27 protein-coding genes and 1 tRNA gene are annotated in these 25,115 nt (G+C 66.9%); 17 read left to right on the top strand and 11 right to left on the bottom strand.

Annotation, left to right across the window (positions count from 1 at the left end):
• Positions 1-112 precede the first annotated feature (112 nt).
• From NF616_RS12020 to NF616_RS11995, 6 genes are all read right to left on the bottom strand, one after another.
• Entirely contained in the window at positions 113-2,062 is a 1,950-nt protein-coding gene (locus NF616_RS12020) for an HD family phosphohydrolase (protein WP_252273514.1), read from the bottom strand.
• A gap of 106 nt (positions 2,063-2,168) precedes the next feature.
• Positions 2,169-2,819, bottom strand: a complete 651-nt coding sequence (locus NF616_RS12015; RefSeq protein ID WP_252273513.1) for a DedA family protein — start codon at positions 2,817-2,819, stop codon at positions 2,169-2,171.
• A gap of 91 nt (positions 2,820-2,910) precedes the next feature.
• Positions 2,911-2,986: transfer RNA gene (locus tag NF616_RS12010), tRNA-Phe, on the bottom strand.
• Between the two features lie 109 nt (positions 2,987-3,095).
• Entirely contained in the window at positions 3,096-3,368 is a 273-nt protein-coding gene (locus NF616_RS12005; RefSeq protein WP_252273512.1) for an oxidative damage protection protein, read from the bottom strand.
• Positions 3,365-4,432 carry an A/G-specific adenine glycosylase gene (gene mutY, locus NF616_RS12000; RefSeq protein ID WP_252273511.1) on the bottom strand — a complete coding sequence of 356 codons (1,068 nt, stop codon included), beginning with the start codon at positions 4,430-4,432 and terminating at the stop codon, positions 3,365-3,367. The genes NF616_RS12005 and mutY overlap by 4 nt, the downstream gene beginning before the upstream one ends.
• Positions 4,429-6,651 (bottom strand): AsmA family protein, encoded by a 2,223-nt coding sequence (locus NF616_RS11995; RefSeq protein WP_252273510.1) that lies wholly within the window; start codon positions 6,649-6,651, stop codon positions 4,429-4,431. The genes mutY and NF616_RS11995 overlap by 4 nt, the downstream gene beginning before the upstream one ends.
• Positions 6,652-6,934: 283 nt before the next feature.
• On the opposite strand from NF616_RS11995, the gene NF616_RS11990 reads away from it, so the two are divergent.
• Positions 6,935-8,149, top strand: a complete 1,215-nt coding sequence (locus NF616_RS11990) for a sterol desaturase family protein (protein WP_252273509.1) — start codon at positions 6,935-6,937, stop codon at positions 8,147-8,149.
• A gap of 169 nt (positions 8,150-8,318) precedes the next feature.
• Here the strand turns inward: NF616_RS11990 and NF616_RS11985 are convergent, their stop codons facing one another.
• Positions 8,319-8,717, bottom strand: a complete 399-nt coding sequence (locus tag NF616_RS11985) for an acetyl-CoA sensor PanZ family protein (RefSeq protein ID WP_252273508.1) — start codon at positions 8,715-8,717, stop codon at positions 8,319-8,321.
• 147 nt (positions 8,718-8,864) lie between these two features.
• Here NF616_RS11985 and hisB point away from each other — a divergent pair, with 147 nt between their 5' ends.
• The 8 genes from hisB (at position 8,865) to NF616_RS11945 (ending at position 14,671) form a co-directional block, all read left to right on the top strand.
• Positions 8,865-9,458: an imidazoleglycerol-phosphate dehydratase HisB gene (hisB, locus tag NF616_RS11980; protein ID WP_252273507.1), complete on the top strand. Its 594-nt coding sequence runs from the start codon at positions 8,865-8,867 to the stop codon at positions 9,456-9,458.
• Entirely contained in the window at positions 9,459-10,097 is a 639-nt protein-coding gene (gene hisH / locus NF616_RS11975; protein ID WP_252273506.1) for an imidazole glycerol phosphate synthase subunit HisH, read from the top strand.
• Entirely contained in the window at positions 10,098-10,355 is a 258-nt protein-coding gene (locus NF616_RS11970; RefSeq protein WP_252273505.1) for a DUF2164 domain-containing protein, read from the top strand.
• A 34-nt stretch (positions 10,356-10,389) separates the two neighbouring features.
• On the top strand, positions 10,390-11,133 hold the full coding sequence (hisA, locus tag NF616_RS11965; RefSeq protein WP_252273504.1) for a 1-(5-phosphoribosyl)-5-[(5-phosphoribosylamino)methylideneamino]imidazole-4-carboxamide isomerase: 744 nt from the start codon (positions 10,390-10,392) through the stop codon (positions 11,131-11,133).
• 72 nt (positions 11,134-11,205) lie between these two features.
• Complete coding sequence (hisF, locus tag NF616_RS11960) at positions 11,206-11,964, top strand: imidazole glycerol phosphate synthase subunit HisF (protein ID WP_252273503.1); 759 nt, start codon at positions 11,206-11,208, stop codon at positions 11,962-11,964.
• 101 nt (positions 11,965-12,065) lie between these two features.
• Positions 12,066-12,800: a substrate-binding periplasmic protein gene (locus NF616_RS11955; RefSeq protein ID WP_252273502.1), complete on the top strand. Its 735-nt coding sequence runs from the start codon at positions 12,066-12,068 to the stop codon at positions 12,798-12,800.
• 218 nt (positions 12,801-13,018) lie between these two features.
• The gene (locus tag NF616_RS11950) at positions 13,019-13,774 is read left to right on the top strand and encodes a substrate-binding periplasmic protein (protein ID WP_252273501.1); all 756 of its coding nucleotides are present in this window, start codon (positions 13,019-13,021) and stop codon (positions 13,772-13,774) included.
• A 135-nt stretch (positions 13,775-13,909) separates the two neighbouring features.
• Positions 13,910-14,671, top strand: coding sequence for a substrate-binding periplasmic protein (locus NF616_RS11945; RefSeq protein WP_434091882.1), 762 nt, complete (start codon positions 13,910-13,912; stop codon positions 14,669-14,671).
• Between the two features lie 125 nt (positions 14,672-14,796).
• Here the strand turns inward: NF616_RS11945 and NF616_RS11940 are convergent, their stop codons facing one another.
• The 3 genes from NF616_RS11940 to gpmI all read right to left on the bottom strand — a co-directional run bounded on the left by NF616_RS11940 (position 14,797) and on the right by gpmI (position 19,078).
• Entirely contained in the window at positions 14,797-16,107 is a 1,311-nt protein-coding gene (locus NF616_RS11940) for a S41 family peptidase (RefSeq protein ID WP_252273500.1), read from the bottom strand.
• 29 nt (positions 16,108-16,136) lie between these two features.
• Positions 16,137-17,378, bottom strand: a complete 1,242-nt coding sequence (locus NF616_RS11935) for a murein hydrolase activator EnvC family protein (RefSeq protein ID WP_252273499.1) — start codon at positions 17,376-17,378, stop codon at positions 16,137-16,139.
• A 164-nt stretch (positions 17,379-17,542) separates the two neighbouring features.
• The gene (gene gpmI, locus NF616_RS11930) at positions 17,543-19,078 is read right to left on the bottom strand and encodes a 2,3-bisphosphoglycerate-independent phosphoglycerate mutase (protein WP_252273498.1); all 1,536 of its coding nucleotides are present in this window, start codon (positions 19,076-19,078) and stop codon (positions 17,543-17,545) included.
• A gap of 139 nt (positions 19,079-19,217) precedes the next feature.
• Here gpmI and NF616_RS11925 point away from each other — a divergent pair, with 139 nt between their 5' ends.
• From NF616_RS11925 to secB, 3 genes are read left to right on the top strand one after another with little or no spacing between them, the layout of a single operon-like run.
• Positions 19,218-19,631 carry a rhodanese-like domain-containing protein gene (locus tag NF616_RS11925; protein ID WP_252273497.1) on the top strand — a complete coding sequence of 138 codons (414 nt, stop codon included), beginning with the start codon at positions 19,218-19,220 and terminating at the stop codon, positions 19,629-19,631.
• 1 nt (position 19,632) lies between these two features.
• Positions 19,633-19,887 carry a glutaredoxin 3 gene (gene grxC, locus NF616_RS11920; RefSeq protein ID WP_252273496.1) on the top strand — a complete coding sequence of 85 codons (255 nt, stop codon included), beginning with the start codon at positions 19,633-19,635 and terminating at the stop codon, positions 19,885-19,887.
• A gap of 34 nt (positions 19,888-19,921) precedes the next feature.
• Complete coding sequence (gene secB / locus NF616_RS11915) at positions 19,922-20,398, top strand: protein-export chaperone SecB (protein ID WP_252273495.1); 477 nt, start codon at positions 19,922-19,924, stop codon at positions 20,396-20,398.
• 47 nt (positions 20,399-20,445) lie between these two features.
• Here secB and trmL read toward each other — a convergent pair whose 3' ends face one another.
• On the bottom strand, positions 20,446-20,907 hold the full coding sequence (trmL, locus tag NF616_RS11910) for a tRNA (uridine(34)/cytosine(34)/5-carboxymethylaminomethyluridine(34)-2'-O)-methyltransferase TrmL (RefSeq protein ID WP_252273494.1): 462 nt from the start codon (positions 20,905-20,907) through the stop codon (positions 20,446-20,448).
• 174 nt (positions 20,908-21,081) lie between these two features.
• On the opposite strand from trmL, the gene NF616_RS11905 reads away from it, so the two are divergent.
• From NF616_RS11905 to NF616_RS11885, 5 genes are read left to right on the top strand one after another with little or no spacing between them, the layout of a single operon-like run.
• Positions 21,082-21,924, top strand: a complete 843-nt coding sequence (locus tag NF616_RS11905) for an MSHA biogenesis protein MshI (RefSeq protein ID WP_252273493.1) — start codon at positions 21,082-21,084, stop codon at positions 21,922-21,924.
• Positions 21,924-22,535, top strand: coding sequence for a PilN domain-containing protein (locus NF616_RS11900; protein WP_252273492.1), 612 nt, complete (start codon positions 21,924-21,926; stop codon positions 22,533-22,535). The genes NF616_RS11905 and NF616_RS11900 overlap by 1 nt, the downstream gene beginning before the upstream one ends.
• On the top strand, positions 22,528-23,202 hold the full coding sequence (locus NF616_RS11895) for a type II secretion system protein GspM (RefSeq protein WP_252273491.1): 675 nt from the start codon (positions 22,528-22,530) through the stop codon (positions 23,200-23,202). The genes NF616_RS11900 and NF616_RS11895 overlap by 8 nt, the downstream gene beginning before the upstream one ends.
• Positions 23,195-23,509: a Type II secretory pathway component gene (locus NF616_RS11890; RefSeq protein ID WP_252273490.1), complete on the top strand. Its 315-nt coding sequence runs from the start codon at positions 23,195-23,197 to the stop codon at positions 23,507-23,509. The genes NF616_RS11895 and NF616_RS11890 overlap by 8 nt, the downstream gene beginning before the upstream one ends.
• A 5-nt stretch (positions 23,510-23,514) precedes the next feature.
• Positions 23,515-25,113: a pilus (MSHA type) biogenesis protein MshL gene (locus NF616_RS11885; RefSeq protein ID WP_252273489.1), complete on the top strand. Its 1,599-nt coding sequence runs from the start codon at positions 23,515-23,517 to the stop codon at positions 25,111-25,113.
• Positions 25,114-25,115 lie beyond the last annotated feature (2 nt).

The following is a 25,115-nucleotide window of genomic DNA, read 5'->3' as shown; positions in this document are numbered from 1 at the left end:
AGCACTCGCCCCGAGGGGCGTGCTATCGGCGCCGCGTATTGGCGGGATGCCGCTGTGCGGCGAGGCCGCCCTACAGGTTGTTCTCGGCGAGGCCACCGGCGTGCTGCCATGCTCAATGCGGATGCTGGTCGCAGTGCTCGTAGTCGCAGACGTGGTGGGCATATGCCGGCGCGCCGGTCGGTGTGATTGTGGGGGCGGGGAGCGCCACGCTCTGGGCCGGGTTGAGGTAGCAGCGCGAATCGATGAAGACCTTGACCAGGTCGCCGTCCAGCAGGCCGTTCTTCACTTCCGCCTGGAGGATGTCCAGCGCCTGCTCCACCGGCACCGCAGGTTTGTACGGGCGGTCCGAGGCGGTCAGCGCGTCGTAGATGTCGCAGATGGTCATGATCCGCGAGCCGCACGGGATCTGCTCGCCGGCCAGGCCCTTGGGATAGCCGCTGCCGTCGAGCTTTTCGTGGTGCGCCGCGGCGATCTCGGGAATGCCCTGCAGGGCCGGGGTCCAGGGAATCAGCTTGAGGAAGTCGCGCGTGTGCACCACGTGGCGCTCGATCTCCGCGCGCTCCTCCTGGGTCAGGCTGCCGCGGCGGATGGCCAGGGCGCAGAACTCGCTCTCCGAGAGCAGGCCGATCAGGCTGTCGTCGTGGCTCTTCACCACGTGGCCCTGGATCTCCTGCAGGTGATGGAAGTCGCCCTCGGTCAGCACGCTCGGCTCGTTGGCCTTGAGGATATCGCGCAGGTACTGGTCCAGCCGCTCGCACTCGATGGCCAGCTCGGTCTCCCACTGCAGGCGCAACTGCTCGTCCAGTGCGCCGTACTGCCGGTAGGCCTGCAGCATGCGCCGCAGGGTCTGGTTCTGCAGGCTTTCCTTGGCCAGCGCCACGCGGTAGCGCAGGTTGTCGACCACCGGCTCCGGCAGCTTCTTGGCCTTGGTCAGCACGTGCTCGCGTACGCCGACCTTGCCGAAGTCGTGCAGCAGGGCGGCGTAGCGCAGCTCGCGCATGCCCTCGTCGCCCAGCGCCTGGTTGCGCAAATGGGCCGTGGGCGCCATCGGCAGCTGGCGGGCCAGGGCGATGCATAGGTCGGCGACGCGGAACGAATGACCGGCGGAGGTCGGGTCGCGCTGCTCGATGGCGAACACCGAGGCCTGCACGAAGCCGTCGAACAGCTGGCTGATGTCGTCCAGCAACTGGCGGTTCTCGATGGCCACCGCGGCCTGGCTGGCCAGCGCGCGCAGCGAGGCGGCCATCACCTCGTCGAAGGCGATCGGTTCGCCGCCGGCGCTCTGGCAATTGATGAACTCCAGCACACCGACCACCTCATGGCGGTGGTTGAGCATGGGGATGGCCAGCAGTGACAGAGTGCGGTAGCCCACCTGCAGGTCGAACGAGCGGTTGAAACGGTAGGGCGCCTCGGCGGGAATGGCGTAGGCGTCGGCGATGTTCAGCTCGGTGCTGGTCAGCGCCACGTAGCCGGCGATCGACGCCTCGGTCAGCGGCATGCGCTGTTCCTGGAAACGTGTCGGTATCGAGGCGTTCTGGGTCAGCTTGAACAGCAGCTGCGGCTGCTCGCCCTTGTTGTCCACCAGAAACAGCGAGGCGGCGTCGCTGTTGGACAGGCGTCGGCCCTCGGTGAGGATCTTGCTCAGCAGCCGTTCCAGGTCCTTCTCGGCGGACAGCGCCAGGCCGACGTCGACCAGCTTCTGCAGGTCGCCGTCCTTGCTGTGCAGGGCGGCGGCCAGCTGATCGGTCTTCTGCCTGAGACGGAATTGCTCGGCGGCGAAGCCGAGCAGGGCGATCAGTTCGTCCTCGCTGGCGGCGGCCGGCAGGGGCAGTACGCCCGCGGGTGCCTCGAAGGCGACCAGGCTGGCGCCGCAGGCCTGCCAGTCTTCCAGCGGACTGGCGCTCAACAGTTCGGCATCGAGCAGCAGCACTTCCAAGGCGCCGGGCTGCGCTTCATCGGCGCGGGTCAGGCTGCGCAGGTCCACACCGGCCTGGACGAGCCGGGCGTAGAGGCCGGACTCGGCGAAGCGTGGGCTGTGTCCCACCGTAAAGCTGGCTGTCATCACTGATTACCCTCGGCGGCGCGCCGACACGACGCTGGCGGAGAGTATTGCACTGGTGGCGTGGGGCCACCAGATGACGGGCGGTGCGTCCGTCGTGCCGGCCGGCTTACTGCGAGCGCGCGGCGGCCCGGCGATGACGGATGATCTCGATCACCCCCGGCAGGATCGAGACGAAGATGATCGCCACGATCAGGTAGTGCAGGTTGCTCTGCACCACCGGCAGGTTGCCGAAGAAGTAGCCGGCGTAGCTGAACAGGGTCACCCAGGTGACGGCGCCGATCACGTTGTAGAGGGCGAAGCGGCGGTAGGGCATGTGGCCCATGCCGGCGACGAAGGGGGCGAAGGTGCGCACGATGGGCACGAAGCGGGCGAGGATGATGGTCTTGCCGCCGTGCTTGGCGTAGAAGGCCTCGGTCACTTCCAGGTAGCGGCGACGGAAGATCTTCGAGTCCGGGTTGGCGAACAGCCTGGTGCCGAAGAAGCGGCCGATGCTGTAGTTCACCGCGTCGCCGAGGATCGCGGCGATGATCAGCAGCACGACCATGATGTGCACGTTCATCGCGTCCTGGGTGGCGATGGCGCCAGCGACGAACAGCAGCGAGTCGCCGGGCAGGAAGGGCGTCACCACCAGGCCGGTCTCGCAGAAGATGATCAGGAACAGGATGGCGTAGATCCACGGCCCGTAGGCGGCGGTCAGCTCCGCCAGGTGGCGGTCGATGTGCAGGATGAAGTCGATGACAAGCTGGATGAATTCCATCTGGGCTCCACTCGCCGAAGCGCGACGCGTTCCTGCGTCGCAGATAGCAAAAACCCCGAGGAATCGCTTCTCTCGGGGTTCTCGGTATTAGTGGTGCCCAGGGACGGAATCGAACCGCCGACACGGGGATTTTCAATCCCCTGCTCTACCGACTGAGCTACCTGGGCAACGGGGCGCCATTAAACGGATTTGGATTTGCAGTGTCAAGCGCGCCCAGGAAAAAAATTGCAGTGCGGACGGGCGGTTACGAAATTCGCCGCTCCGCCCGCGACCGCCTCAGGCGCTCGGCGGCACATAGCCGTCGGCCTTGGCGTAGTCCTCGCCGGAGAGGAACTTGTCCATCTCGGCCTGGAGGAACTTGCGGTCCTCGGCGTTCATCATGTTCAGCCGGCGCTCGTTGATCAGCATGGTCTGGTGCGCCTGCCACTCGTCCCAGGCCTTCTTCGACACGTTGTCGTAGATGTCCTGGCCCTTGGCGCCGGGGTAGGGCGGGCGGTCGAGGCCCGGCAGGTCCTCGTTGAACTTGCGGCAGTGGATGGTGCGGCTCATGAGTCTTCTCCTGCATTCAATGCTTCCGCGGCGCGCTTGAGCAGCTTCTTCACCGGTGCGGCCAGGCCCAGGCGCGGCGGGCTGGCGAGGTTATACCAGAGCCAGTCGCCCTCGGCCACGGCGGGGCTGGCCTGCTCGACGCGCACCAGCCAGGGCTCGATGGCCAACTGGAAGTGACTGAAAGTATGGGTCAGCCCGGCCAGTTCGCGGCGCTCGCCCACGCGCAAGGCGTGCTGGCTGGCCAGCGGGTCGAGGGCGCCGATGTCGTCCAGCTCCGGCAGGCTCCACAGGCCGCCCCACAGGCCGCTGGAGGGGCGGCGGTAGAGCAGGATGGCGCCTTCGCGGTTGGCCAGCAGCGGCATCAGCGTGCGCTTCTGCGGCAGCGCCTTGCGCGGCTTGGGCTCGGGAAAGTCGGTCTCGCTGCCGAGCAGGTGCGCGCGGCAGCCGTCGCGCACCGGGCACAGCAGGCAGCTCGGCTTGCTGCGGGTGCACAGGGTGGCGCCCAGGTCCATCATCGCCTGGGTGTAGTGGTTCACTCGCGCGTGCGGGGTCAGCTGTTCCGCCAGCTGCCACAGCTGGTCCGCCACCTTGGGCTCGCCCGGGTAACCGTGCTGGGCCTTGTAGCGGGCCAGCACGCGTTTGACGTTGCCGTCGAGGATCGGTGCGCGCAGGCCCATGCTCAGACTGGCGATGGCGCCGGCGGTGGAGCGGCCGATGCCGGGCAGCTCGGCGAGCTGCTCGACCGAGCGCGGGAACTCGCCGCCATGCCGCTCCACGACCAGCTTCGCCGCCTTGTGCAGGTTGCGTGCGCGGGTGTAGTAGCCGAGGCCGGTCCACAGGTGCAGCACCTCGTCCTCGGGCGCCTCGGCCAGGGCCTGGACGGTCGGCAGCGCTTCCATGAAGCGGTCGAAGTAGCCGAGCACGGTGCCGACCTGGGTCTGCTGCAACATGATTTCGGAGACCCACACCCGGTACGGGGTGATGCCCTGTTGCCAGGGCAGGTCCTTGCGGCCGTGGATGTCATACCAGGCCAGCACGGCGCCATTGAACTGCTCGGGGCTCATCGGTTGAACAGGCCCTTCAGTGCGTCCTTGAGTTCCGGGCTGACCTTGTCGCCGAGCTTCTCTTCCAGCTTCTCGTTGAGCTTGTCGCCGGCCAGCTTGGCGGCGATCTTGCCGAGGCCGTCCTTGTCCAGGCGGCAGGCCTTGGCGCCCAGCTCCAGCGGGCCGCGGCAGCGCAGCGGCCATTCCAGGCCGACATAGCGCTCGTTGACCTGGCAGGCCGGGTCCGGCATGGCGCCCTTGTCGCCTTCGATGACGATGCCGACGCGGTAGTCCATGCCCAGCACACGCAGGTCGAGGTCGCCGTTGCCGTTCACCGTCAGGCCGGGGATGCGCGCCTTGAGGTCGGGGTTACTGGCCACGCCGTTGGTGAACTTCAGGCTGCCGTGCAGCTCCTCGAAGGGCGTGTCCTTGCCGCGCGGCTCGCCGGACAGCGACTTGCGGTTGAGGGTGGCGATGCCCTGGCACAGCTGCTGTTCCAGGTTGGCGTCGACCAGCACGCCGTCGCTCAGGCTGAAGCTGGCGGTGCCGTTCAGCGCGTCGATCCAGGCCTTTTCGCTGTTGCCCTGGGTGCGCACGTCGGCGCTGAGGTCGAGCTCGCCGCGCACCGGCGCCTTCTCGCCACGGGCCTCGATCAGCTTCTCGACCGGGATGCGCTTGAGCTGCTTGTTGGCGGTCAGCACCGGCACGGCCGGGCGCGCGTCGAGCCGCGAGCGCACGGCGAACTCGCCACCGTGCAGGCCGCCGCGCAGCTCCTTGAGGTCGATCAGGCCGCCCTTGGCGGTCAGCGCGATGCGTGCGTCCTCGATCGGCAGCTTGCTCAGGGTCAGCTCGCCAAGGCCGATGCCGGCCTCGATATCCAGCTTGCGCAGGGTTTCCAGCGGCAGCAGCGGCTCGCTGCTCCAGGCCTGTTGGGTCGGTGCGCTGGGCAGCGGCGTGGTGCCGCTCGCGCCGGCTGCCGCGGTGACCTGCTTGACCTCGCTCTTGCGCGCCGCGCTGGCGCCGTCTTCCTGGTTCTGCGGCGGCAGATAACGGTCGAGGTCGAGCTTGTCGCCCTTGAGTTGCGCGCGCAGGGCCTGCTTGGCGAAGTCGCTGACCGCCAGGGTGCCGCTGAAGGTGCTGTCGTCCAGCTTCAGGGCGAGGTCGCTGAGGGTGACGCTGTTCGGCGTGCCGGCCAGGCGGGCGGACATCTCGAAGCGTTCCAGCGTGCTTTTGTCGCTCATGGCCGGCAGGGCGAAGCCCAGGCCATCGAGAAATTCGCGCAGGTTGAACTGGGCCAGGGACAGGTTTCCTTCGAGCTGGGCGGTCTTGTCCAGGTCGCGCAGCTTCAGTTCGCCGAGGGCGCGCAGCTGGTTGGCGGAGAGCTTGATGCCGGTCCATTCGGCGACCTGGGCGGACTGGTCGAGCAACAGCTGGCCCTGGCTGGCGAAGGTCAGTGTCTTGCCGTTGAGCGGCTCACCGGAGGCCTCGCCGGCCAGCTTGAGGTCGAGCAGCTGGTAGCGCTTGAGCGCGCGGTCGAAGCGCAGCAGGCCCTGCAGCTCGGTCTTGGCGCGCAGCACCGGCTGGTTGGTGCCGAGGAACGCCAGCAGCTTGACCGGGATATCGCTGCCTTCGCGGATGGCGCCGGTGCTGAGCTCGATGCCCTCGGCGCTGTACTGCTTGCCGCTCTGCGCGTCGTGATAGTCCACGCGCGAATTGCTGATGGTCAGGCTGTCGATGTCCAGCTTCACCGGCTTGCCGCTCTCGTCGGTGGTCTGGGCGGTCGGCGCGTCTTGCTGCTCGGAGGCCGGAGCCGCCGGTTGGCTCGCTGCCGGCTCGGCCGGCTGGCCCACGCCTTCCCAGTTGCCGCGGCCCTTTTCGTCGCGCTGCAGGGTCAGGTCGAGACCGTCGACACGGATGTCGCTCATCTGCACTTCCTTGTACAGCAGCGGCAGCACGCGCACCGACAGGCCGAGCAGGCGCACGTTGGCGAAGGGTTTTTCCGGGGATTCGGCGCTGGCCAGGGTGGCCTCGGTCAGCTCCAGGCCGAGCCAGGGGAACAGGCTCCAGCCGATGTCACCCTTGAGCTGCAGCTCGAGGTTGGCCTTGTCGCGGGCCAGTTGCTGGATCTCGTCCTTGTAGTCGTTGGGATCGAAAAGATGGGTCAGGGCGAAGCCGAGGCCTACGACGATCAACAGCAGGCCAAGTACTACCAGACCCAGGATTTTGCCAAAGGCTTTCATGGACCAGTCCTTGTGGAGAGTCTTCTACGGAGAGGCGGGAGTATAACGCCGCGTCGGAGCGAGGCGGCGACCCGCTCGGCGATGGCCCGGCCCGCGGCGCGATGCCGTGCGGGTCGTGATGTGGCTGGGGTTTGGATGGCGAAGTCGGTGGCCGGTTCCCAGACGGCCGGCATCCGGTGGCGTGCACGGAAAGACGATTTGGCGGCGCAGGCCCGTTCATCGCCGCTGCCGCGAGGGTAGGCTGCCGACATGACAATAATGAAGAGCCGCCTGTGAGGTCGCGATGAACGTCGTAGTGATGGCCGTGCCGCTGTACATCCTGCTGATGCTGCTGGAGCTCGCCTACGAGCGCTGGAGCGGTCGCCACACCTATCGCCTAGCCGACGCCGCTACGAGCATCAACACCGCCGTGCTGCGGGTGTTGCTCGAAGGCCCGCTGCGCCTGCTGCTGGTCATCCCCTATGCCTGGCTGTACGAGCATGCGCGGCTGTGGACCCTCGACCCGACTTCGCCCTGGACCTGGCTGCTCGGCTTCGTCGCCGTGGACTTCTGCTTCTACTGGGCGCACCGCAGCCTGCATCGCTACAACCTGCTGTGGGGCGCACACCAGCCGCACCACTCCAGCGAGGACTTCAACCTGTCCACCGCGCTGCGCAAGGGCGCCTTCCAGACCGGCTTCGACTGGCCGTTCTACCTGCCGCTGGCGCTGCTGGGCCTGCCGTTGCCGCTGTTCCTCATCCTGCTCGGCGCGCAGCTGGTGTATCAGTTCTGGATTCATTCGCAGCACATCGGCCGCCTGGGCTTCCTCGAATGGTTCATGGTCACGCCGAGCAACCACCGCGTGCATCACGGCCAGAACGACCGCTACATCGACAAGAACCACGGCGGCGTCTTCATCATCTGGGACCGCCTGTTCGGCACCTTCGCCGACGAGGACGAGCCGGTGCGCTACGGCGTGACCACGCCGGTACGCACCTTCGACCCGATCCGCCTGCAGTTTTCCTGGTGGCGCCTGCTGTGGGCGGATGCCGTGGCGACCCGCTCCTGGTGGGACAAGCTGCGCCTGTGGTGGATGCCCACCGGCTGGCGTCCGGCGGACGTGGCCGGGCGCACCTGGCCGAAGATGGGCGCGGACCGGTTCGACTGTGCCTACCCGGCCGGCCTGAAGGGATACGCCTTCATCCAGTTCGTGGCGATCAACGCCATGGCCCTGGGCTACTTGGCGGCGGTCAAACGCGCCGAGCTGTGGCACGCGCTGCTGCTGGTACCGCTGGTGCTGGCCGGCTGCGTCGGCCTGGGCCTGCTGTTCGAGGGGCGGCGTTCGCTGTGGAAGGTGGAGGCGGGGCGCCAGCTGTTGATGGCAGGTGCGGCGCTGGTCTGGGTGTTCTGGCTGGCGCCGCAGCAACTGGCGCTGGGGCTCGGCCTGGTCGGGCTGTGCCTGGCGAGTCTGCTGTGGCTGATCTGGCTGGCTTCCCGGCCGCAGATGGCGCAGGCGTAGCCCGGATGAAATCCGGGGGCTGAGTTGCCTGTTCCGGATGCGCTTCGGGCTACGGGAGCTGGTGTCGTCTCTACGGTTCTGTAGGGTGGATGACGCTCTGTTCATCCACCAGGGCGCTGCTCGGTGGATCGATGGAGCGCGATCCACCCTACAGGCATTGGTGTCTTCTCTACAGGCTGTCGAGCGGCAGGCCGGTGCGCGCGGCCAGCGCCTGGCTCTCCAGGTGATCGAGCGGTGCGGCCAGGTGCAGCGGCTTGCCCGCTTCGGATGCCAGGCGCCTGGCCTCGTCGAGGATGCGTCGGGCCACGCCGCGCTTGCGCGTGACTTTGCGCACGCACAGGTGCGACAGGCGCCAGCACGCCTCGCCACGCTCCAGCAGCGCGGCGCCGAGCAGGCGGTCGTTGAAGCGTCCGGCGATCAGCCTACCGGCGCCGATGCCGTCGGCCAGCAGCGCGTCGACGCTGGCGTAGGGCGGCAGCAGCCAGTCCGGCGCGTCGGCGTAGACCTTGCCCAGGTCGGTGTGGTCCTGCACGGATGGGCGGCTGACGATTTCGACCAGAACGGGCATGACGACTTCCTCGTGAGAACAGGCTGCGCAGTGTAAGGCCGGGCCGATCACCTCGATAGCCTGCGGCCCGACCGCCGCGGTAGCCGCCCAAGCCACGGCTCCCCTATAATGGCGGCCTTTTCCGTGAGCAGCCGTGGAGCTGGAGAGATGGCCGAACGTACGGCATCCGTCGAGCGCAACACCCTGGAGACCCAGATCAAGGTCTCGATCAACCTGGATGGTACCGGCAAGGCCAAGTTCGACATTGGCGTGCCGTTCCTCGAGCACATGCTCGACCAGATCGCCCGTCATGGCCTGATCGACCTGGACATCCATTGCCAGGGCGACCTGCACATCGACGACCACCACACCGTGGAAGACGTCGGCATCACCCTCGGCCAGGCCTTCGCCAAGGCCGTCGGCGACAAGAAGGGCATGACCCGCTACGGCCACTCCTACGTCCCGCTGGACGAGGCGCTGTCGCGCGTGGTGATCGACTTCTCCGGCCGCCCCGGCCTGCAGATGCACGTGCCCTTTACCCGCGCGGTAGTTGGCGGCTTCGACGTGGACCTGTTCCAGGAGTTCTTCCAGGGCTTCGTCAACCACGCCCAGGTCAGCCTGCACATCGACAACCTGCGCGGGCACAACACCCACCACCAGATCGAGACCGTGTTCAAGGCCTTCGGCCGCGCGCTGCGCATGGCCGTAGAGCTGGACCCGCGCATGGCCGGGCAGATGCCGTCGACCAAGGGCACCCTGTAAATGCAGACCGTCGCTGTCATTGATTACGGCATGGGCAACCTGCACTCGGTGGCCAAGGCGCTGGAGCACGTCGGCGCCGGCCGGGTGGTCGTCACCAGCGACGCCGCCGTGATCCGCGAGGCCGACCGGGTGGTGTTCCCCGGCGTCGGCGCGATCCGCGACTGCATGGCCGAGATCAAGCGCCTGGGCTTCGACGCCCTGGTGCGCGAGGTCAGCCAGGACCGTCCGTTCCTCGGCATCTGCGTTGGTATGCAGGCCCTGCTGGAACGCAGCGAGGAGAATGGCGGCGTCGACTGCATCGGCCTGTTCCCCGGCCAGGTGCGCTTCTTCGGCAAGGATCTGCAGGAAGACGGCGAGCATCTGAAGGTGCCGCACATGGGCTGGAACGAGGTCAAGCAGAACGTCGACCACCCGCTCTGGCACGAGATCCCGGACCGCGGCCGCTTCTACTTCGTGCACAGCTATTACATCGAGGCCGGCAATCCGGCCCAGGTGGTCGGTCGCGGCCACTACGGCAAGGACTTCGCCGCGGCGCTGGCCGATGGCTCGCGCTTCGCCGTGCAGTTCCACCCGGAGAAGAGCCATACCCACGGCCTGCAGCTGCTGCAGAATTTCGTCTCCTGGGACGGCCGCCGGTAAATGAGCCGGGGCAAGAAGGTCGCGCAGCTGGAGCTCGATGCCGCCCAGCAGCAGGCCGCGTTGCAGGTGCTGAAGAGCTTTCTGGAAGAGCGCTTCGAGCTCGAGTTGGGCTCGTTCGAGGTGCAGGAAGTGCTCGACCTGATCTCCCGCGAGATCGCCCCGCACTACTACAACAAGGCGATCGCCGACGCTCAGGCGTTGCTGGCCGATCGCTTCGCCAGCCTGGAGAGCGACCTGTGGGCGCTCGAAAAGGCCTGACGCCACCGAATCACGAATTGAGCAGGTTCTACCGATGCTGATTATCCCCGCTATCGATCTGAAGGACGGCGCCTGTGTGCGTCTGCGCCAGGGCCGCATGGAAGACTCCACGGTGTTCTCCGACGACCCGGTGAGCATGGCCGCCAAGTGGGTCGAGGGCGGCTGCCGCCGTCTGCACCTGGTCGACCTGAACGGCGCCTTCGAGGGCCGGCCGGTCAACGGCGAGGTGGTCACCGCCATCGCCAAGCGCTATCCGAACCTGCCGATCCAGATCGGCGGGGGCATCCGCACCCTGGAGACCATCGAGCACTATGTGCGCGCCGGCGTCAGCTACGTGATCATCGGCACCAAGGCGGTGAAAGAGCCGCAATTCGTCACCGAGGCCTGCAAGGCCTTCCCGGGTAAGGTGATCGTCGGCCTGGATGCCAAGGACGGCTTCGTCGCCACCGACGGCTGGGCCGAGGTATCCACCGTGCAGGCCACCGACCTGGCCAAGCGTTTCGAGGCCGACGGCGTGTCCGCCATCGTCTACACCGACATCGCCAAGGACGGCATGATGCAGGGCTGCAACATCCCGGCGACCGTGGCCCTGGCCAACGCCAGTCGCATCCCGGTGATCGCCTCCGGCGGCATCCACAACATCGGCGACATCCAGGCCCTGCTGGACACCAACAACCCCGGCATCATCGGCGCCATCACCGGTCGCGCGATCTACGAGGGCACCCTCGATGTGGCCGAGGCCCAGGCCATCTGCGACCTGAAGAACAAGGTCGAGTGAGTTGAACCGGGTGCGCCGCGCGCACCGCTGACGTTACCGGTGCGCACGGCGCACCCTGCGAGAGAAGCCGCCATGGCACTGGCCAAACGCATCATCCCCTGCCTCGACGTGGACAACGGCCGCGTGGTCAAGGGCGTCCAGTTCGAGAACATCCGCGACGCCGGCGACCCGGTGGAAATCGCCCGCCGCTACGACGAGCAGGGCGCCGACGAGATCACCTTCCTCGACATCACCGCCAGCGTCGACGGCCGCGACACCACCCTGCACACGGTGGAGCGCATGGCCAGCCAGGTGTTCATTCCGCTCACCGTCGGTGGCGGCGTGCGTACCGTGCAGGACATCCGCAACCTGCTCAACGCCGGCGCCGACAAGGTCTCGATCAACACCGCCGCGGTGTTCAATCCGGAGTTCGTCGGCGAGGCCGCCGATCGCTTTGGCTCCCAGTGCATCGTCGTCGCCATCGATGCCAAGCGCGTGGCGCCGGGTCGTTGGGAAATCTTCACCCACGGCGGACGCAAGCCGACCGGCCTGGACGCGGTGGCCTGGGCGAAGAAGATGGAAGACCTGGGCGCCGGCGAGATCCTGCTGACCAGCATGGACCAGGACGGTGTGAAGAGCGGTTACGATCTGGGCGTTACCCGTGCCATCAGCGAGGCGGTGAATGTGCCGGTGATCGCCTCCGGCGGGGTCGGCAATCTGGAGCACCTGGCCGCCGGCATTCTCGAGGGCAAGGCCGACGCGGTACTCGCCGCCAGCATCTTCCACTTCGGCGAATACAGCGTGCCGGAAGCCAAGGCCTACCTGGCCAGCCGCGGCATCGTGGTGCGCTGAAGGCGGGGCTGTGCGGGAGTCGCCAGCCGGGCGCCGGGCGGCCGGCTAGAATGGGCAGGTCTGTTCGCCATTGGCGAACTCCCATTCGACAAGGAGTCCCTATGCTGTTCCCGAGGCTGCTGACCCTGTTCCTGCTGTTGGTCGGCACCGTGCAGGCGCGGGCCGAATCGCTGGTCCTGCTCACCGAAAATCTTCCCCCCTTCAACATGGCCGTCAGCGGCGGCAACTTCGCCCGCGACGACGGCATCTCCGGCATCAGCGCCGAGACCCTGCGCCTGGTCTGCCAGCGCGCCGGCATCGAATGCCAGCAGATCCTCCGCTTCCCCTGGGAGCGCGTGTACAACCAGGCGCTGGACGAGGCCGGCTATGGCCTGTTCTCGGTGGCGCGCACGGCGGAGCGCGAAGCGCTGTTCAAGTGGGTCGGCCCGATTGCCGGCGAAGACTGGGTGCTGCTCGCCCGCGGCGACTCGCCGATCCAGCTGAGCAGCCTGCAGCAGGCCGGGGAGTATCGCCTGGGCGGCTACAAGGGCGATGCGCCCAGCCAGCACGTGGTCGACCAGGGCCTGGAGGTGCAGCTGTCGCTGTACGACAAGGAAAACCCGGAGCGCCTGGCCAATGGGCAGATCGATCTGTGGGTGACCTCGTCGGTCGCCGGCCAGTACCTGGCCCGCCAGCAGGGCCATGCCGATTTCCGCGTGGCCCTGACCTTCGGCCGCGGCGACCTCTACCTCGCGCTGAATCGGCAGACCTCCGACTCCACCGTGGACAAGCTGCGCGCCGCCCTCGAGCAACTGCGTGACGAAGGCGCGTTGCAGGGCGTTATGCAGAAGTACTGAGCTGGTTCGTTTCTTGCCTGTTTTTGCCCTGCGAGCGACCTGCCCGACATGCGCCGCCGGCGTGACGCAGTTCAACGTAGTTGGTCCGTGGCGTGGCACTATGCCCGCCACTGCGCCGGTACCGTGCCGGTAGAAGACCGCCCGGGGCGCCTGCCCTCAAGGTGGCATTTGCAGACGAAGTCGCCGAACAACAACCACAACTCTGGAGCTGTACTGCAATGTTGAAGTATCTGCACAAGACGCTGCTGCTGGGCCTGCTGTTGCTGGCCGGCACTGCGCGCGCCGAGCTCTCCGAAGACTACAAGGTGATCCTGCTGACGGAGAATTTCCCGCCGTTCAACATGGCCATCGACGAGAAGAACTTCGCCCGCGACGACAACATCGACGGCATCAGTGCCGACCTGGTGCGCGAAGTCTTCAAGCGCGCCAACATCGGCTACAACCTGAGCCTGCGCTTCCCCTGGGACCGCATCTACCGCCTGACCCTGGACAAGCCCAACTACGGCCTGTTCTCCACCACCTTCACCGAAGAACGCAAGCCGCTGTTCAAGTGGGTCGGCCCGCTGGCCAAGAGCGAGTGGGTACTGCTCGCCGCGCCGGGCAGCACCATCAAGGTGAACAGCCTGGAAGAGGCCGCCCAGTACAAGATCGGCGCCTACAAGAACGACGCCGTCAGCCAGCACCTGGAGAGCAAGGGCCTGACGCCGGAGAACTCCCTGCGCGACCAGGAAAACGTGGCCAAGCTGATGAGCGGCAAGATCGACCTGTGGGCCACCACCGACCCGGTCGGCCGCTACATCGCCAAGCAGGAAGGCGCCAGCGGCCTGCAGGTGGTGCTGCGCTTCAACAGTGCCGAGCTGTTCCTGGCGCTGAACAAGGAGACCCCGGACGAAGTGGTCGAGCGCCTGCAGAAGGCCCTGGACGAGCTGCGCGCCGAGGGCTTCGTCGACGAGATCACCAACAACTATCTGTAACGAAACGGTGAACGCACGGCACCGGCGGGCCATCGCCGGTGCTGCGTTTCCCGCTGCGCTTCTGCTACCCTTCAGCGGCCTCGGGGCCGGCGAGCCGCCGTGCCGAGGGCTCTCCGACTGACCAAGGATATCGATATGTTGTTGAAGCGAATGACCATGGTGCTGCTGGGCGTGGGCCTGCTGTTCTCCACGCTGGCGCGGGCGGAGCTGCCGGAAGACTACAAGGTGGTGCTGCTCACCGAGAACTTCCCGCCCTACAACATGGCCACCAACGGCAAGAACTACGCCCGCGAGGAAAACCTCGAAGGCATCGCCGTGGAAGTGGTGCGCGAGATGTTCAAGAACGCCGGCATCGCCTATCACATGACCCTGCGCTTTCCCTGGGCGCGCATCTACCAGATGGCCCTGGAAAACCCGAACCATGCCGTGTTCGTCGCCGCCAAGCTGCCGGAGCGCGAGAAGCTGTTCAAGTGGGTCGGCCCCATCGGTCCGGATGACTGGGTCATGCTGGCCCGTGCCGACAGCAGCATCAATCTGATCAGCCTGGAGCAGGCCAAGTCCTACCGGGTTGGCGCCTACAAGGGCGACGCCATCGACGAACACCTGCGCAAGCAGGGCCTGGAGCCGATCAGCTCGCTGCGCGATCAGGAAAACGCGCACAAACTGCAGGAAGGCAATATCGACCTGTGGGCCACCGGCGATCCCGCCGGCCGTTACCTGGCCAAGCAGGAAGGCATTACCGGCCTGAAGACCGTGCTACGTTTCGACAGCGCCGAGCTGTACCTGGCGCTGAACCCGGAGACCCCGGACGAAGTGGTCGAACGCCTGCAGAAGGCTCTCGATGAGCTGCGCGCCAGCGGCAAGGTCGACCAGATCTTCCAGAGCTACGTGCAGTAAATTCTGCGCTCATGAAAAACCCGGGCTTGCCCGGGTTTTTTATTGCCCACAAAAAGGCACATCGGTAACGATGCGACGCCTTCGTAGGGTGCGCCGTGCGCACCAGCGCAAGCAAACGCCTGTAACTAGTCGCCGCGGGTGACGCTCAGGCCCTTGAGCAGGTTGAGCGCCTGGCTCAGCTGATAGTCGTCGTCCTGCGGGCGCGGATCGCCCTTGGCCTTCTTGCCGCTCGGCTTGTCCGCACCGCCGTTGCCGTTGCCCAGGTGGCCGGCCAGGTCGGCTTCCTTGATCAGCTCGCCGCCGTCCTCGCGGGTCAGCTTGGCCCGCGCGACCTCGATGTCCGGCACGATGCCCTGAGCCTGGATCGAGCGGCCGTTGGGGGTGAAGTACAGAGCGGTGGTCAGCTTCAGCGCGCGATCGTTGTTCAGCGGCAGCACGGTCTGTACCGAACCCTTGCCGAAGCTGTCGGTGCCCATCAGCACGCCGCGCTTGTGGTCCTGCAGGGCGCCGGCGACGATCTCCGACGCCGAGGCGCTGCCGCCGTTGATCAGCACCACCAGCGGTACGCCTTCGCTGGCGTCGGCCGGGTCGGCATTGAAGCGCAGCTCGGAGTTGGCGATGCGGCCCTCGGTGTAGACGATCAGGCCCTTCTTGAGGAAGTGGTCGGACACTTCCACCGCCGCCTGCAGCACGCCGCCGGGGTTGTTGCGCAGGTCCAGCACCAGACCGCGCAGTTTCTTGCCGTTGTCCTTGCGCAGCTTGCCCAGGGCCTTGCCGACTTCCTCGCCGGTATTGACCTGGAACTGGCTGATGCGGATCAGCCCGTAGCCGTCCTCGAGCATCTGGCTCTTCACGCTCCGGACCTTGATCACCGCGCGGGTCAGTTCGACGTCGAACGGCTTGCCGCCTTCGCGCACCAGGGTCAGGTTGATCTTGCTGCCGGCCTTGCCGCGCATCTTGTCCACCGCTTCCATCAGCGACAGGCCCTTGGTCGGCTGGCCGTCGATCTTGACGATCAGGTCGCCCGGCTGAATGCCGGCCTTGGAGGCGGGGGTGTCGTCGATCGGCGACACCACCTTGATGAAGCCGTCTTCGGTGCCGACCTCGATGCCGAGGCCGCCGAACTCGCCGCTGGTGCTTTCCTGCAGCTCGGCGAAGGCTTCCGGCTCCAGGTAGGCGGAGTGCGGGTCGAGGTTGCTGAGCATGCCCTTGATGGCGTTCTCCAGCAGGGTCTTGTCGTCCACCGGCTCGACGTACGCGGCCTTGATGCGGTCCATCACCTCGGCGAAGGTGCGCAGCTCGTCCAGCGGCAGCGGCGCCTTGCCTTCGGTCGCGGCGGCGGACGCCTCGGCGACTTCGGCGGCCAGCGCGGCGGGGCTGCCGAGCAGCAGGCCGAGGGCCAGGGCGAGGGGGGTGAGACGACGGAATTGCTGCATGTGAACTCCCAATGTGATGAGGCGCCCGGTCATCCCTGCGCGCGGCACCATTGCGCCGGATCGCTCGCGCGGCCCTGCTGGCGGATGGCGAAGTACAGTGCCGGGGTATCCTGGCCGCCGCTGGTGCCTACCGTGGCGATGGCCTCGCCGGCCTCGACCATGTCGCCGGCATCCTTCAGCAGGCTCTGATTGTGGCCATACAGGCTGAGGTAGCCGTTACCGTGATCGAGGATGACCAGAAGCCCGGCGCCACGCAACCAGTCGGCAAACACCACGCGGCCGCCGTGCACGGCGCGCACCTGGCTACCGGCGCTGGCGCCGATCAGCACGCCGTCCCACTTGGCGCGGGCATCGCCGTCGCGCGGTGAGCCGTAGCGGGCCACCAGCCGGCCGTTGACCGGCCACGGCAGCTTGCCCTTGGCCTTGGCGAAGGGGCCGCCGAAGCCGGCTCCGCTGGACACGCTCGGCCCCAGCGGCAGCGGGCGGCTGTTCGGATTGCGGGCTTGCTGCGCTTGCACTGCGGCCAGACGGCGCGCCTCCTCTGCTTCGCGGGCCTGGCGGGCCAGCGTTTCCTCGATGGTCTTGAGAACACGGGCCAGCTCAATCTGTTCCTGCTGCTTCGCTTTGAGCTTGCGGTCGCCGGCGCCGTACTGCTTGTTGAGCTTGGCCAGCGCCGCCTGGCGCTCTTTGCGTGCTGCGGCCAGCTCGTCGCGGCGGCTGTCCAGCGCGGTCTTCTGCTGCTGCAGCTGGGCCTGCTGGGTGGCGATATCGTTCTCGACGTTGGCCAGCTGGCGCAGGGTCTCGTTGAAGGTCGCGAGCTGCTCGAGGCGGGCCTTGCCGAGGTAGTCGTAATAGGTGAGGTTGCGCGAGAACTGTTCCGGCTGTTGCTGGTTGAGGAGCAGGCGCAGCGGCTCCTGCTGGCCACTCTGGTAGGCGGCGCGGGCCTGGATGGCGATTAGTCGCTGCTGTTCAAGGCGCGACTGCTGGAGTTTTTTTTTCTCCTGGTCGAGACGCTGCAGCTCGTCCTCGCTCTTCTGCAGCTCGCCCTCGAGGCCCTTGACCTGCTTCTGCAGCTCGCCCATCTCCTTCTCCGTGCGCTTGAGCTCCTTCTGCACGCCGGATTTTTCCTGCTGCAGCTTCTCCAGCAGTTTCTTCAGCTCGGCCACGTCGGCGCGGGCGGCCTCCAGCTGCTTCTGGGTCTGCGCCTTGTCGTCGGCGAAGGCCGGTACGGTCAGGCTGGCGAGAAGAACGAGGACGAGGGCGCGGAACATGGGCGGTGCGGCACCTGGGGGAGGGGAGTCGGGAGCGGCGAGGTCGGCGCAATCTGCGGCGAGCCGTCGGCTGGCCTTAGTATGCCCGCGGCGCTGCGCAAAAAAAACGCCCGCGGGCGGCAGCCGGCGAGCGTTTCACGGATTGCCGCGTCCGCGGCGAAGGCTTACTGCAGTTCGACGATGGTCTTGCCGGTCATCTCCGCCGGTACCGGCATGCCCATCAGGGTCAGCAGGGTCGGCGCCACGTCGGCCAGCACGCCGCCAGCGCGGATGGTCGCCGGGCGCTTGCCCACATAGATGAACGGCACCGGCTCGCAGGTATGCGCGGTGTGCGCCTGGCCGGTGCACTCGTCTTCCATCTGCTCGACGTTGCCGTGGTCGGCGGTGATCAGGGCCTCGCCGCCGACCTTGTCGAGCGCCTCGACGATGCGGCCGACGCAGCCGTCCAGGGTCTCGACGGCGGCCACGGCGGCGGCGAACACGCCGGTGTGGCCGACCATGTCGCCGTTGGCGTAGTTGACGATGATCACGTCGAAGCGCTGGTGCTCGATGGCGTCGACGATCTTGTCGGTGACTTCCGGCGCGCTCATCTCCGGCTTGAGGTCGTAGGTGGCGACGTTCGGCGACGGGATCAGGATGCGCTCTTCACCGGCGAACGGCTCTTCGCGGCCGCCGGAGAAGAAGAAGGTGACGTGGGCGTACTTCTCGGTCTCGGCGATGCGCAACTGGGTCTTGCCGTTATTGGCCAGGTACTCGCCGAGCACATTGGTCAGCGGCTCCGGCTTGTAGGCGCTGGGCGCCGGAATGCTCGCGGCGTACTGGGTCAGCATGATGAAGCCAGCCAGTTGTGGCACGCGCTTGCGCTCGAACTCCTGGAACTCTGCCTCGACGAAGCTGCGGGTCAGCTCGCGGGCGCGGTCGGCGCGGAAGTTCATGAATACCACGGCGTCGCCGTCTTCGACCTTCACCGGCTCGCCGATGGTGGTGGCCTTGACGAATTCGTCGCTCTCGCCGCGGGCATAGGCTGCTTCCAGGCCGGCGACGGCGCTGGCGGCATTGAACTGGCCCTGGCCATCGACGATCAGGTGATAGGCCTGCTCGACGCGGTCCCAGCGGTTGTCGCGGTCCATGGCGAAGTAGCGGCCGGTGAGGCTGGCGATACGGCCCTTGCCGAGTCTGGCGAAGGTGGCGTCGAGCAACTCGATGGACGGCTGGGCGCTCTTCGGCGGGGTGTCGCGGCCGTCGAGGAAGGCGTGCAGGTAGATCTTCTCGGCGCCGCGGCGGGCGGCCAGTTCGGCCATTGCTACGAGGTGGTCCTGGTGGCTGTGCACGCCGCCGTCGGAGAGCAGGCCGAGGATGTGCACGGCCTTGCCGGCACCGACCGCCTTGTCCACCGCAGTATTGATCTCGGTGTTCTCGAAGAACTCGCCGTCGCGGATCGCCTTGGTCACCCGGGTGAAGTCCTGATACACCACGCGCCCGGCGCCGAGGTTCATGTGGCCGACCTCGGAGTTGCCCATCTGCCCGTCCGGCAGGCCCACGTCCATGCCGCTGCCGGAGATCAGGCCGTGCGGATAAGTCGCACGCAGGCGGTCGTACACCGGGGTGTTGGCCGCGTGGATGGCGTTGTAGTCGGGGCTGTCGCTGTGGCCGAAGCCGTCGAGGATGATCAGGACCAGGGGTTTGGGCGTCGCGCTCATGAAGACTGGCTCTCTGTGGTGATCAAAAAAGGTCGCGCATTCTACCGGCGTGGGGCTCTGGCGTCACCGCCGTGCGGGGCTTGGCCCGATGGGCGCGCTGTGTATACTGGCCGCCATTTTAAGGCTTTGGAACCTCACGATGTTGGCCCAACTGATTGAATTTGCCACTAACCACTATGCGCTGGCCGGTTGCTTCGCCGTGCTCCTGGTGCTGCTCATCGTCACCGAGCTGCGCAAGGGCGGGCAGAGCCTCTCCAGCCGCGAACTGACCGCGCTGGTCAACAGCGACCAGGGCGTAGTACTGGACGTGCGCAATCAGAAGGACTTCTCCGCCGGCCACATCGTCGACGCCGTGAACATCCCCTTCGACAAGCTGTCCAGCCGTATGGTGGAACTGGAAAAGTACAAGGCCAAGACCATCATCGTGGTCGATGCCATGGGCCAGCACGCCGGTGCCGTGGCCCGCGACCTGAAGAAGGCCGGCTACACCGCCGCCAAGCTGGCCGGCGGCATCTCCAGCTGGCGCGGTGACAACCTGCCCGTGGTCAAGTGACATGTCCGAAGTCGTCGTCTATTCCAGCGCCTGGTGCCCTTACTGCATCCGCGCCAAACAGCTGCTCACCGCCAAGGGCGTGGCCTTCCGCGAAATCAGCGTGGACGGCAAGCCGGACGTGCGTGCCGAGATGACGCGCAAGGCCGGCCGCACCTCGGTGCCGCAGATCTGGATCGGCGCCACCCATGTCGGTGGCTGCGACGACCTCTTCGCCCTGGAGCGCGCCGGCCGGCTCGACGCGCTGCTGAACGCCTGAACCCTCTCAGAAACCCGTCACAAGAAGAATCATCATGACCGAACAAGCGAACAACGGCGCCGCTCAGAGCAACGAAGGGCCGCAATTCTCCCTGCAGCGCATCTACGTCAAGGACCTGTCCTTCGAGGCGCCGAAGAGCCCGGAGATCTTCCGTCTGGAGTGGGCGCCGAGCGTGGCGCTTGACCTGAACACCAAGCAGAAGCAGCTGGAAGGCGACTTCCACGAAGTGGTGCTGACCCTCTCCGTGACCGTGAAGACCGGCGAAGAGATCGCCTTCATCGCCGAAGTGCAGCAGGCCGGCATCTTCCTGATCAAGGGTCTGGACGCGGCCTCCATGAGCCACACCCTCGGCGCGTTCTGCCCGAACATCCTGTTCCCCTACGCCCGCGAGGCGCTGGACAGCCTGGTGATTCGCGGCTCCTTCCCGGCGCTGATGCTGTCGCCGGTGAACTTCGACGCCCTGTACGCCCAGGAGCTGCAGCGTCAGCAGCAGGGCGCCAGCCAGGCCTGATCGCCACCGTTGCGCAAAGAGCCGCCCCCAGGGGCGGCTTTTTTGTTTCAGGAACCTACGAAATCCAGTTGGCGCCAGGCCTCGTAGACCACCACGGCGACGGCATTGGACAGATTGAGACTGCGGCATTGCGGGCGCATCGGCATACGCAGGCGCTGTTCGTCGGGATACTGGGCCAGTATCTCGGCAGGCAGGCCGCGACTCTCGGGTCCGAATAGCAACATATCGCCCGCTTGGTATTTCATCTGCGCGTAGCTGTGACTAGCCTTGGTGGTGAATGCCAGGATTCTGTCGGGGCGAATGGCTGTGATACAGTCCTGCAAAGAATAGTGGCGTTTTAATGTCGCGTACTCGTGGTAATCCAGTCCGGCTCGGCGCAGGCGCTTGTCGTCCAGTTCGAAGCCCAGCGGCTCGATCAGATGCAGATGGCAGCCCGTGTTGGCGCAGAGGCGGATGATGTTGCCGGTGTTAGGGGGGATCTCCGGCTGGAACAGAACGACATGAAACATTGATCGGGCTCGGGTAGGTCTGTAGCCGCCATTCTACAATGCACTGGACGCGACACACCCAACGGCGGGTGGCGACGGCAGGGCAGGGGGATTTCGCAGTTGGTGTGGTTCGCCAAAAGAAGAAAGACAGCGGACGGTTTGCTGGGTATCGAGACGGGGCCGGAAGGCATCGCATTGGCTCGGGTACAACGTGTGCCCGGCGAGGCGCCTCGCCTGCTCGACTGTCTGTTCCGCAAGGCCGCGCCGGCCGAACAGCCCGCTGTGCTGCGTGCGCTGGTGGCGGAGCGTGGCCTGGCCGGCACCGCCGTCAATCTGGTTCTGCATCCCGCGACCTACCAGATGCTCCTGCTCGACGCCCCCGACGTGCCCGCCGAAGAACTGCGCGACGCCATGCGCTGGCGGGTCAAGGACCTCATTTCCGAATCCCTGGACCAGGTGGTGGTCGACACTTTCCGCCTGCCCGAAGACGCCTACCGCGGCCGCTCGCGCATGGCCTATTGCGCCGTGCTGGCCAAGGCCCGCATGCAGGCCCTGGGCGACCTGGTCGAGCAGGCCGGGCTGCACCTGCAGAGCATCGACATCACCGCCATGTCCTTCCGCAACCTCGGCCTGCTGGCGGGCGCGGAGAACATGAACATCGCCCTCCTGCGGCTGCGCTCCAGCGAGGGCCTGATCTGCGTGCAGAACGGCGCCGACCTGTACATGGCCCGGCGCATCGAGCAGGGCCTGGACAGCGCGGGCGGCGACTACGGCGCGGTGACGCTGGAGATCCAGCGCTCGCTCGACTATTTCGAGAGCCAGCTGGGCAAGGGCTACATCAACCGCCTGCTGCTGCTGCCGACCAAGCGCGACGGCGCGGCCGCCCTGCAGGCCCTCGGCTCCGGCCTGGCGGTCAAGCTGCAGGCGCTGGACCTGCGCGAACTGTTCCCCGGCCAGCCGGCGGCCGAGCTGGATGGCGCCGAGCAGGCCTACTGCATGGCCGCCGTCGGCGCCGCGCTGCGTCAGGAGGTTCTCTGATGCAGAACCTCAACCTCTACCAGGTCGAACGCCGCCGCCGCGACGGCCCGGAGAAGGCGCAGATGCTGCTGGGCCTAGCGCTGCTGGTGCTGGTCTGCCTGATCCACGCCGGCTGGCAGGGCTGGCAGGCGCGTGCCGCCGGCCAGGAATTGGCCGCCGCGGAGGCCGTGGCGCAGGAGAGCGAGACCCGTCTCGCCGCGGCCAAGGCCAGCTTCGTCGAGCCGCAGCTGGACGAGCGGCTGCCCACCGAACTGGCGGCGCAGGAAGAGAGCAATCGCGAGCTGCAGCGCCTGATCGCCTACCTCAAGGCACTCTCCCAGCGGCAGAACATGGGCTTCGTCGCGCCGCTGCAGGCGCTGGCCGACCATCACCCGCAGGGCGGGCTGTGGCTGACCGGCATCCAGTTGAACGAAGGCGGCACGCAGATGCGTCTGCAGGGGCGCAGCCAGAACCAGGAGCTGCTGCCGATCTACCTCGAGGCGCTGGGGCGTAGCCCGGTGTTCAACGGCCGCGAATTCGCGCGTCTGGACGTGGAGCGCGGCGAGGACCAGCTGCTGCACTTCGACCTGTCCTCGCGTCCCGCCGACCAGGAGAAGAAGGCCGATGAATAAGTGGCTGCAGCGCTGGCAGGGCATGGCCGCCCGCGAACAGTGGCTGACCTACGGCGTGGGGCTGGCCCTGCTCGGCATGCTCTACCTGCTGCTGATCGGCGATCCGCTGGCGGCGCGGGTGGCGTCCAAGGAGTCGGCCATCCAGCTGGCCAAGGGGCGCTCGGCGGAAGCGGCCTCGGGCATCGCCGATTTGCAGGCCAAGCTCGATGCCGATCCCAATAGCCCCTACCGCAGTGCGCTGCTGGTGGCCTCGGCCAGCCGTGAGGAGCTGATCCGGCAGATCGACCAGGACACCGCCGAGCTGATCACCCCGGAGAAGATGAAGGCGGTGCTAGAGAGCCTGCTCCAGGCCCAGCAGGGCCTGAGCCTGATGGGCATGCAGAGCTTCAGCGAGCCGGTCCAGCTGGCCCAGGCCGCCAGCCCGTCGACACCGGGCGTGGAAGCGCCGGCGCCTGCGTCCGCCACGTTGTACCGACATGGCCTGATCCTCGAGCTGGAGGGCGGCTACTTCGACCTCCTGCAGTACCTGAATGCCGTGCAGCAGAGCGGCTGGAAGCTGAACTGGGACAGCCTCGACTACCAGGTCGGCGAGGCCGGCCCGAGCCGGGCCAGGATCAGCCTGAAACTCTTCACCTTGAGCCGCAAGGCGGGATGGGTCGGTGTCTAGAAACCTGTTACTCGCGCTGCTGCTGGGTAGTGCGCTGGCCCAGGCGGCGGTCGATCCGACCCAGCCGCCGGCCAGCCTCGGCCCGGCGAGCAGCGCCGACGAGGCGCCGGCCGCGCTGGTGCTGCAGGCCATCCTGCGCGGCGCCCAGGGCAGTCGCGCGGTGATCGACGGCCACACCCTGCGCGTTGGCGAGGCGCGCGCCGGCCTGCGTGTGCTGGCCATCCACCCGCATTCCGTCCTGATCGAGCGCCAGGGGCAGCGCGAGCTGCTGCGCCTGGCCGAACCCGTTATGAAGCCGAGCCGATGATGCCCATGACTCCCAATCTGTCGAAAACCGGCCTGCTGCTGGGGCTGGCCTGCCTGCTCAGCGCCTGCCAGACCTTCATCGATGGCGACAAGCAGCTCTACGAGCAGAGCGAGAAACTGCTCGACGAGAGCCTGCAGCAGGCCGAGGCCCAGCGCAAAGTGGCGCCGCCACCGGCGGTGCAGGCCGCGCTGCTACCGCCGCTGACCGGCAGCCTGTACAGCAGCGGCCCGCGCTTCGACGTGGCGGCCAAGGACATGCCCGCCCGCGACTTCTTCCTCAGCCTGATGGAAGGCGCCGGGCAGAACCTGGTGGTGCATCCGGAAGTGACCGGCACCATCACCTTCAGCCTGCGCCGGGTCACCCTCGAGGAAGTGCTCGCCGCGGTGCGCGACAGCTACGGCTACGACTACCGCCGCACCAGCTACGGCTATCAGATCCTGCCGAACAAGGTGATCACCCGCAGCTACGACCTCAACTATCTCAACTTGCAGCGCCTGGGCGAGGCGGATACCCGGGTCAGCTCCGGTCAGGTGGAGAGCACCGAGAGCGGTGGCGGCGACAACGACGGCAGCGGCAACGGCGACAGCGACCGCTCGGTGACCACGCTCAACGCCAGCAAGGTGGTCACCACCAGCAACGTCGACTTCTGGAAGGAAGTGCAGCAGGTGGTCCAGGCCATCGTCGGCAGCGAGGAAGGCAACAGCGTGGTGGTCAACCCGCAAGCCAGCCTGCTGGTGGTGCGCGCCAACAGCGCGGACCAGGAGAACGTCGCGCGCTTTCTCGAGCAGGCGCAGCGCAACCTGCAGCGCCAGGTCGTGCTGGAAACCAAGATCCTCGAGGTGGAGCTCAACGACGGCTTCCAGGCCGGCATCAGCTGGGATCGGATCGGCGGCGACGTCGGCGCCGTTCTCGACGGCGCACCGCTGGACGGCCCGAACAACATCGACGGCGTATTCAGCACCGTGCTCAGCTTCGGCGACTTCTCCGGGCTGATCCAGCTGCTGCAGACCCAGGGCGAGGTTCGCGTGCTGTCCAGCCCGCGCATCTCCACGCTGAACAACCAGAAGGCGGTGATCAAGGTCGGCACCGACGAATTCTTCGTCACCGAAGTGTCGTCCAACAGCTCGACCACCACCGTGGCCGGCGTCACCCAGCCGACCCAGGACGTGACCCTGACGCCGTTCTTCTCCGGCATCTCGCTGGACGTGACGCCGCAGATCGACCAGAACGAGGTGGTGACCCTGCACGTGCGGCCCACCGTCAGCCGTGTGGTCGACCAGAACAAGACCATCGTCCTCGGCGAGGACAACGTCTTCAACCTGCCGCTGGCGCTGTCCACCTCGCGCCAGTCCGACTCCATCGTGCGCGCCCGCAGTGGCCAGGTGGTGGTAATCGGAGGTCTGCTGCAGAACAACAACGAGAACACCGACGCCGAGGTGCCCTGGGCCAGCACGCTGCCCTTCGTTGGCAACCTGTTCAAGCAGCAGCGCAAGTCGCTGCGCAAGAGCGAGCTGGTCATCCTGATGCGCCCGCAGGTGGTCAGCGATGAAGTCTGGCTCGAGGAGATCCGGCGCAGCGCGGAATCCTTCAAGGAGCTGAGGTAAGG

Origin of the sequence: Pseudomonas subflava, from assembly GCF_023823685.1 — a bacterium.
GTDB classification, from domain to species: domain Bacteria; phylum Pseudomonadota; class Gammaproteobacteria; order Pseudomonadales; family Pseudomonadaceae; genus Aquipseudomonas; species Aquipseudomonas subflava.
The sequence above is the reverse complement of the archived record's forward strand: the minus strand, read 5'-3'. Positions and strand labels throughout refer to the sequence as shown.

Bases quoted from the DNA above. Each gene is read 5' to 3' on its own strand.
- mutY (WP_252273511.1), bottom strand. From the start codon at position 4,432: ATGAGCCCCGAGCAGTTCAATGGCGCCGTGCTGGCCTGGTATGACATC.
- NF616_RS11970 (WP_252273505.1), top strand. From the start codon at position 10,098: ATGAGCCGGGGCAAGAAGGTCGCGCAGCTGGAGCTCGATGCCGCCCAG.
- trmL (WP_252273494.1), bottom strand. From the start codon at position 20,907: ATGTTTCATGTCGTTCTGTTCCAGCCGGAGATCCCCCCTAACACCGGC.
- hisF (WP_252273503.1), top strand. From the start codon at position 11,206: ATGGCACTGGCCAAACGCATCATCCCCTGCCTCGACGTGGACAACGGC.
- hisA (WP_252273504.1), top strand. From the start codon at position 10,390: ATGCTGATTATCCCCGCTATCGATCTGAAGGACGGCGCCTGTGTGCGT.
- NF616_RS11990 (WP_252273509.1), top strand. From the start codon at position 6,935: ATGAACGTCGTAGTGATGGCCGTGCCGCTGTACATCCTGCTGATGCTG.
- NF616_RS12015 (WP_252273513.1), bottom strand. From the start codon at position 2,819: ATGGAATTCATCCAGCTTGTCATCGACTTCATCCTGCACATCGACCGC.
- NF616_RS11900 (WP_252273492.1), top strand. From the start codon at position 21,924: ATGCAGAACCTCAACCTCTACCAGGTCGAACGCCGCCGCCGCGACGGC.
- NF616_RS11995 (WP_252273510.1), bottom strand. From the start codon at position 6,651: ATGAAAGCCTTTGGCAAAATCCTGGGTCTGGTAGTACTTGGCCTGCTG.
- gpmI (WP_252273498.1), bottom strand. From the start codon at position 19,078: ATGAGCGCGACGCCCAAACCCCTGGTCCTGATCATCCTCGACGGCTTC.
- NF616_RS11885 (WP_252273489.1), top strand. From the start codon at position 23,515: ATGACTCCCAATCTGTCGAAAACCGGCCTGCTGCTGGGGCTGGCCTGC.
- NF616_RS11925 (WP_252273497.1), top strand. From the start codon at position 19,218: ATGTTGGCCCAACTGATTGAATTTGCCACTAACCACTATGCGCTGGCC.
- NF616_RS11895 (WP_252273491.1), top strand. From the start codon at position 22,528: ATGAATAAGTGGCTGCAGCGCTGGCAGGGCATGGCCGCCCGCGAACAG.
- NF616_RS11935 (WP_252273499.1), bottom strand. From the start codon at position 17,378: ATGTTCCGCGCCCTCGTCCTCGTTCTTCTCGCCAGCCTGACCGTACCG.
- NF616_RS11955 (WP_252273502.1), top strand. From the start codon at position 12,066: ATGCTGTTCCCGAGGCTGCTGACCCTGTTCCTGCTGTTGGTCGGCACC.
- secB (WP_252273495.1), top strand. From the start codon at position 19,922: ATGACCGAACAAGCGAACAACGGCGCCGCTCAGAGCAACGAAGGGCCG.
- hisH (WP_252273506.1), top strand. From the start codon at position 9,459: ATGCAGACCGTCGCTGTCATTGATTACGGCATGGGCAACCTGCACTCG.
- NF616_RS11950 (WP_252273501.1), top strand. From the start codon at position 13,019: ATGTTGAAGTATCTGCACAAGACGCTGCTGCTGGGCCTGCTGTTGCTG.
- NF616_RS11940 (WP_252273500.1), bottom strand. From the start codon at position 16,107: ATGCAGCAATTCCGTCGTCTCACCCCCCTCGCCCTGGCCCTCGGCCTG.
- NF616_RS11985 (WP_252273508.1), bottom strand. From the start codon at position 8,717: ATGCCCGTTCTGGTCGAAATCGTCAGCCGCCCATCCGTGCAGGACCAC.
- NF616_RS11945 (WP_434091882.1), top strand. From the start codon at position 13,910: ATGTTGTTGAAGCGAATGACCATGGTGCTGCTGGGCGTGGGCCTGCTG.
- NF616_RS12020 (WP_252273514.1), bottom strand. From the start codon at position 2,062: ATGACAGCCAGCTTTACGGTGGGACACAGCCCACGCTTCGCCGAGTCC.
- grxC (WP_252273496.1), top strand. From the start codon at position 19,633: ATGTCCGAAGTCGTCGTCTATTCCAGCGCCTGGTGCCCTTACTGCATC.
- NF616_RS12005 (WP_252273512.1), bottom strand. From the start codon at position 3,368: ATGAGCCGCACCATCCACTGCCGCAAGTTCAACGAGGACCTGCCGGGC.
- hisB (WP_252273507.1), top strand. From the start codon at position 8,865: ATGGCCGAACGTACGGCATCCGTCGAGCGCAACACCCTGGAGACCCAG.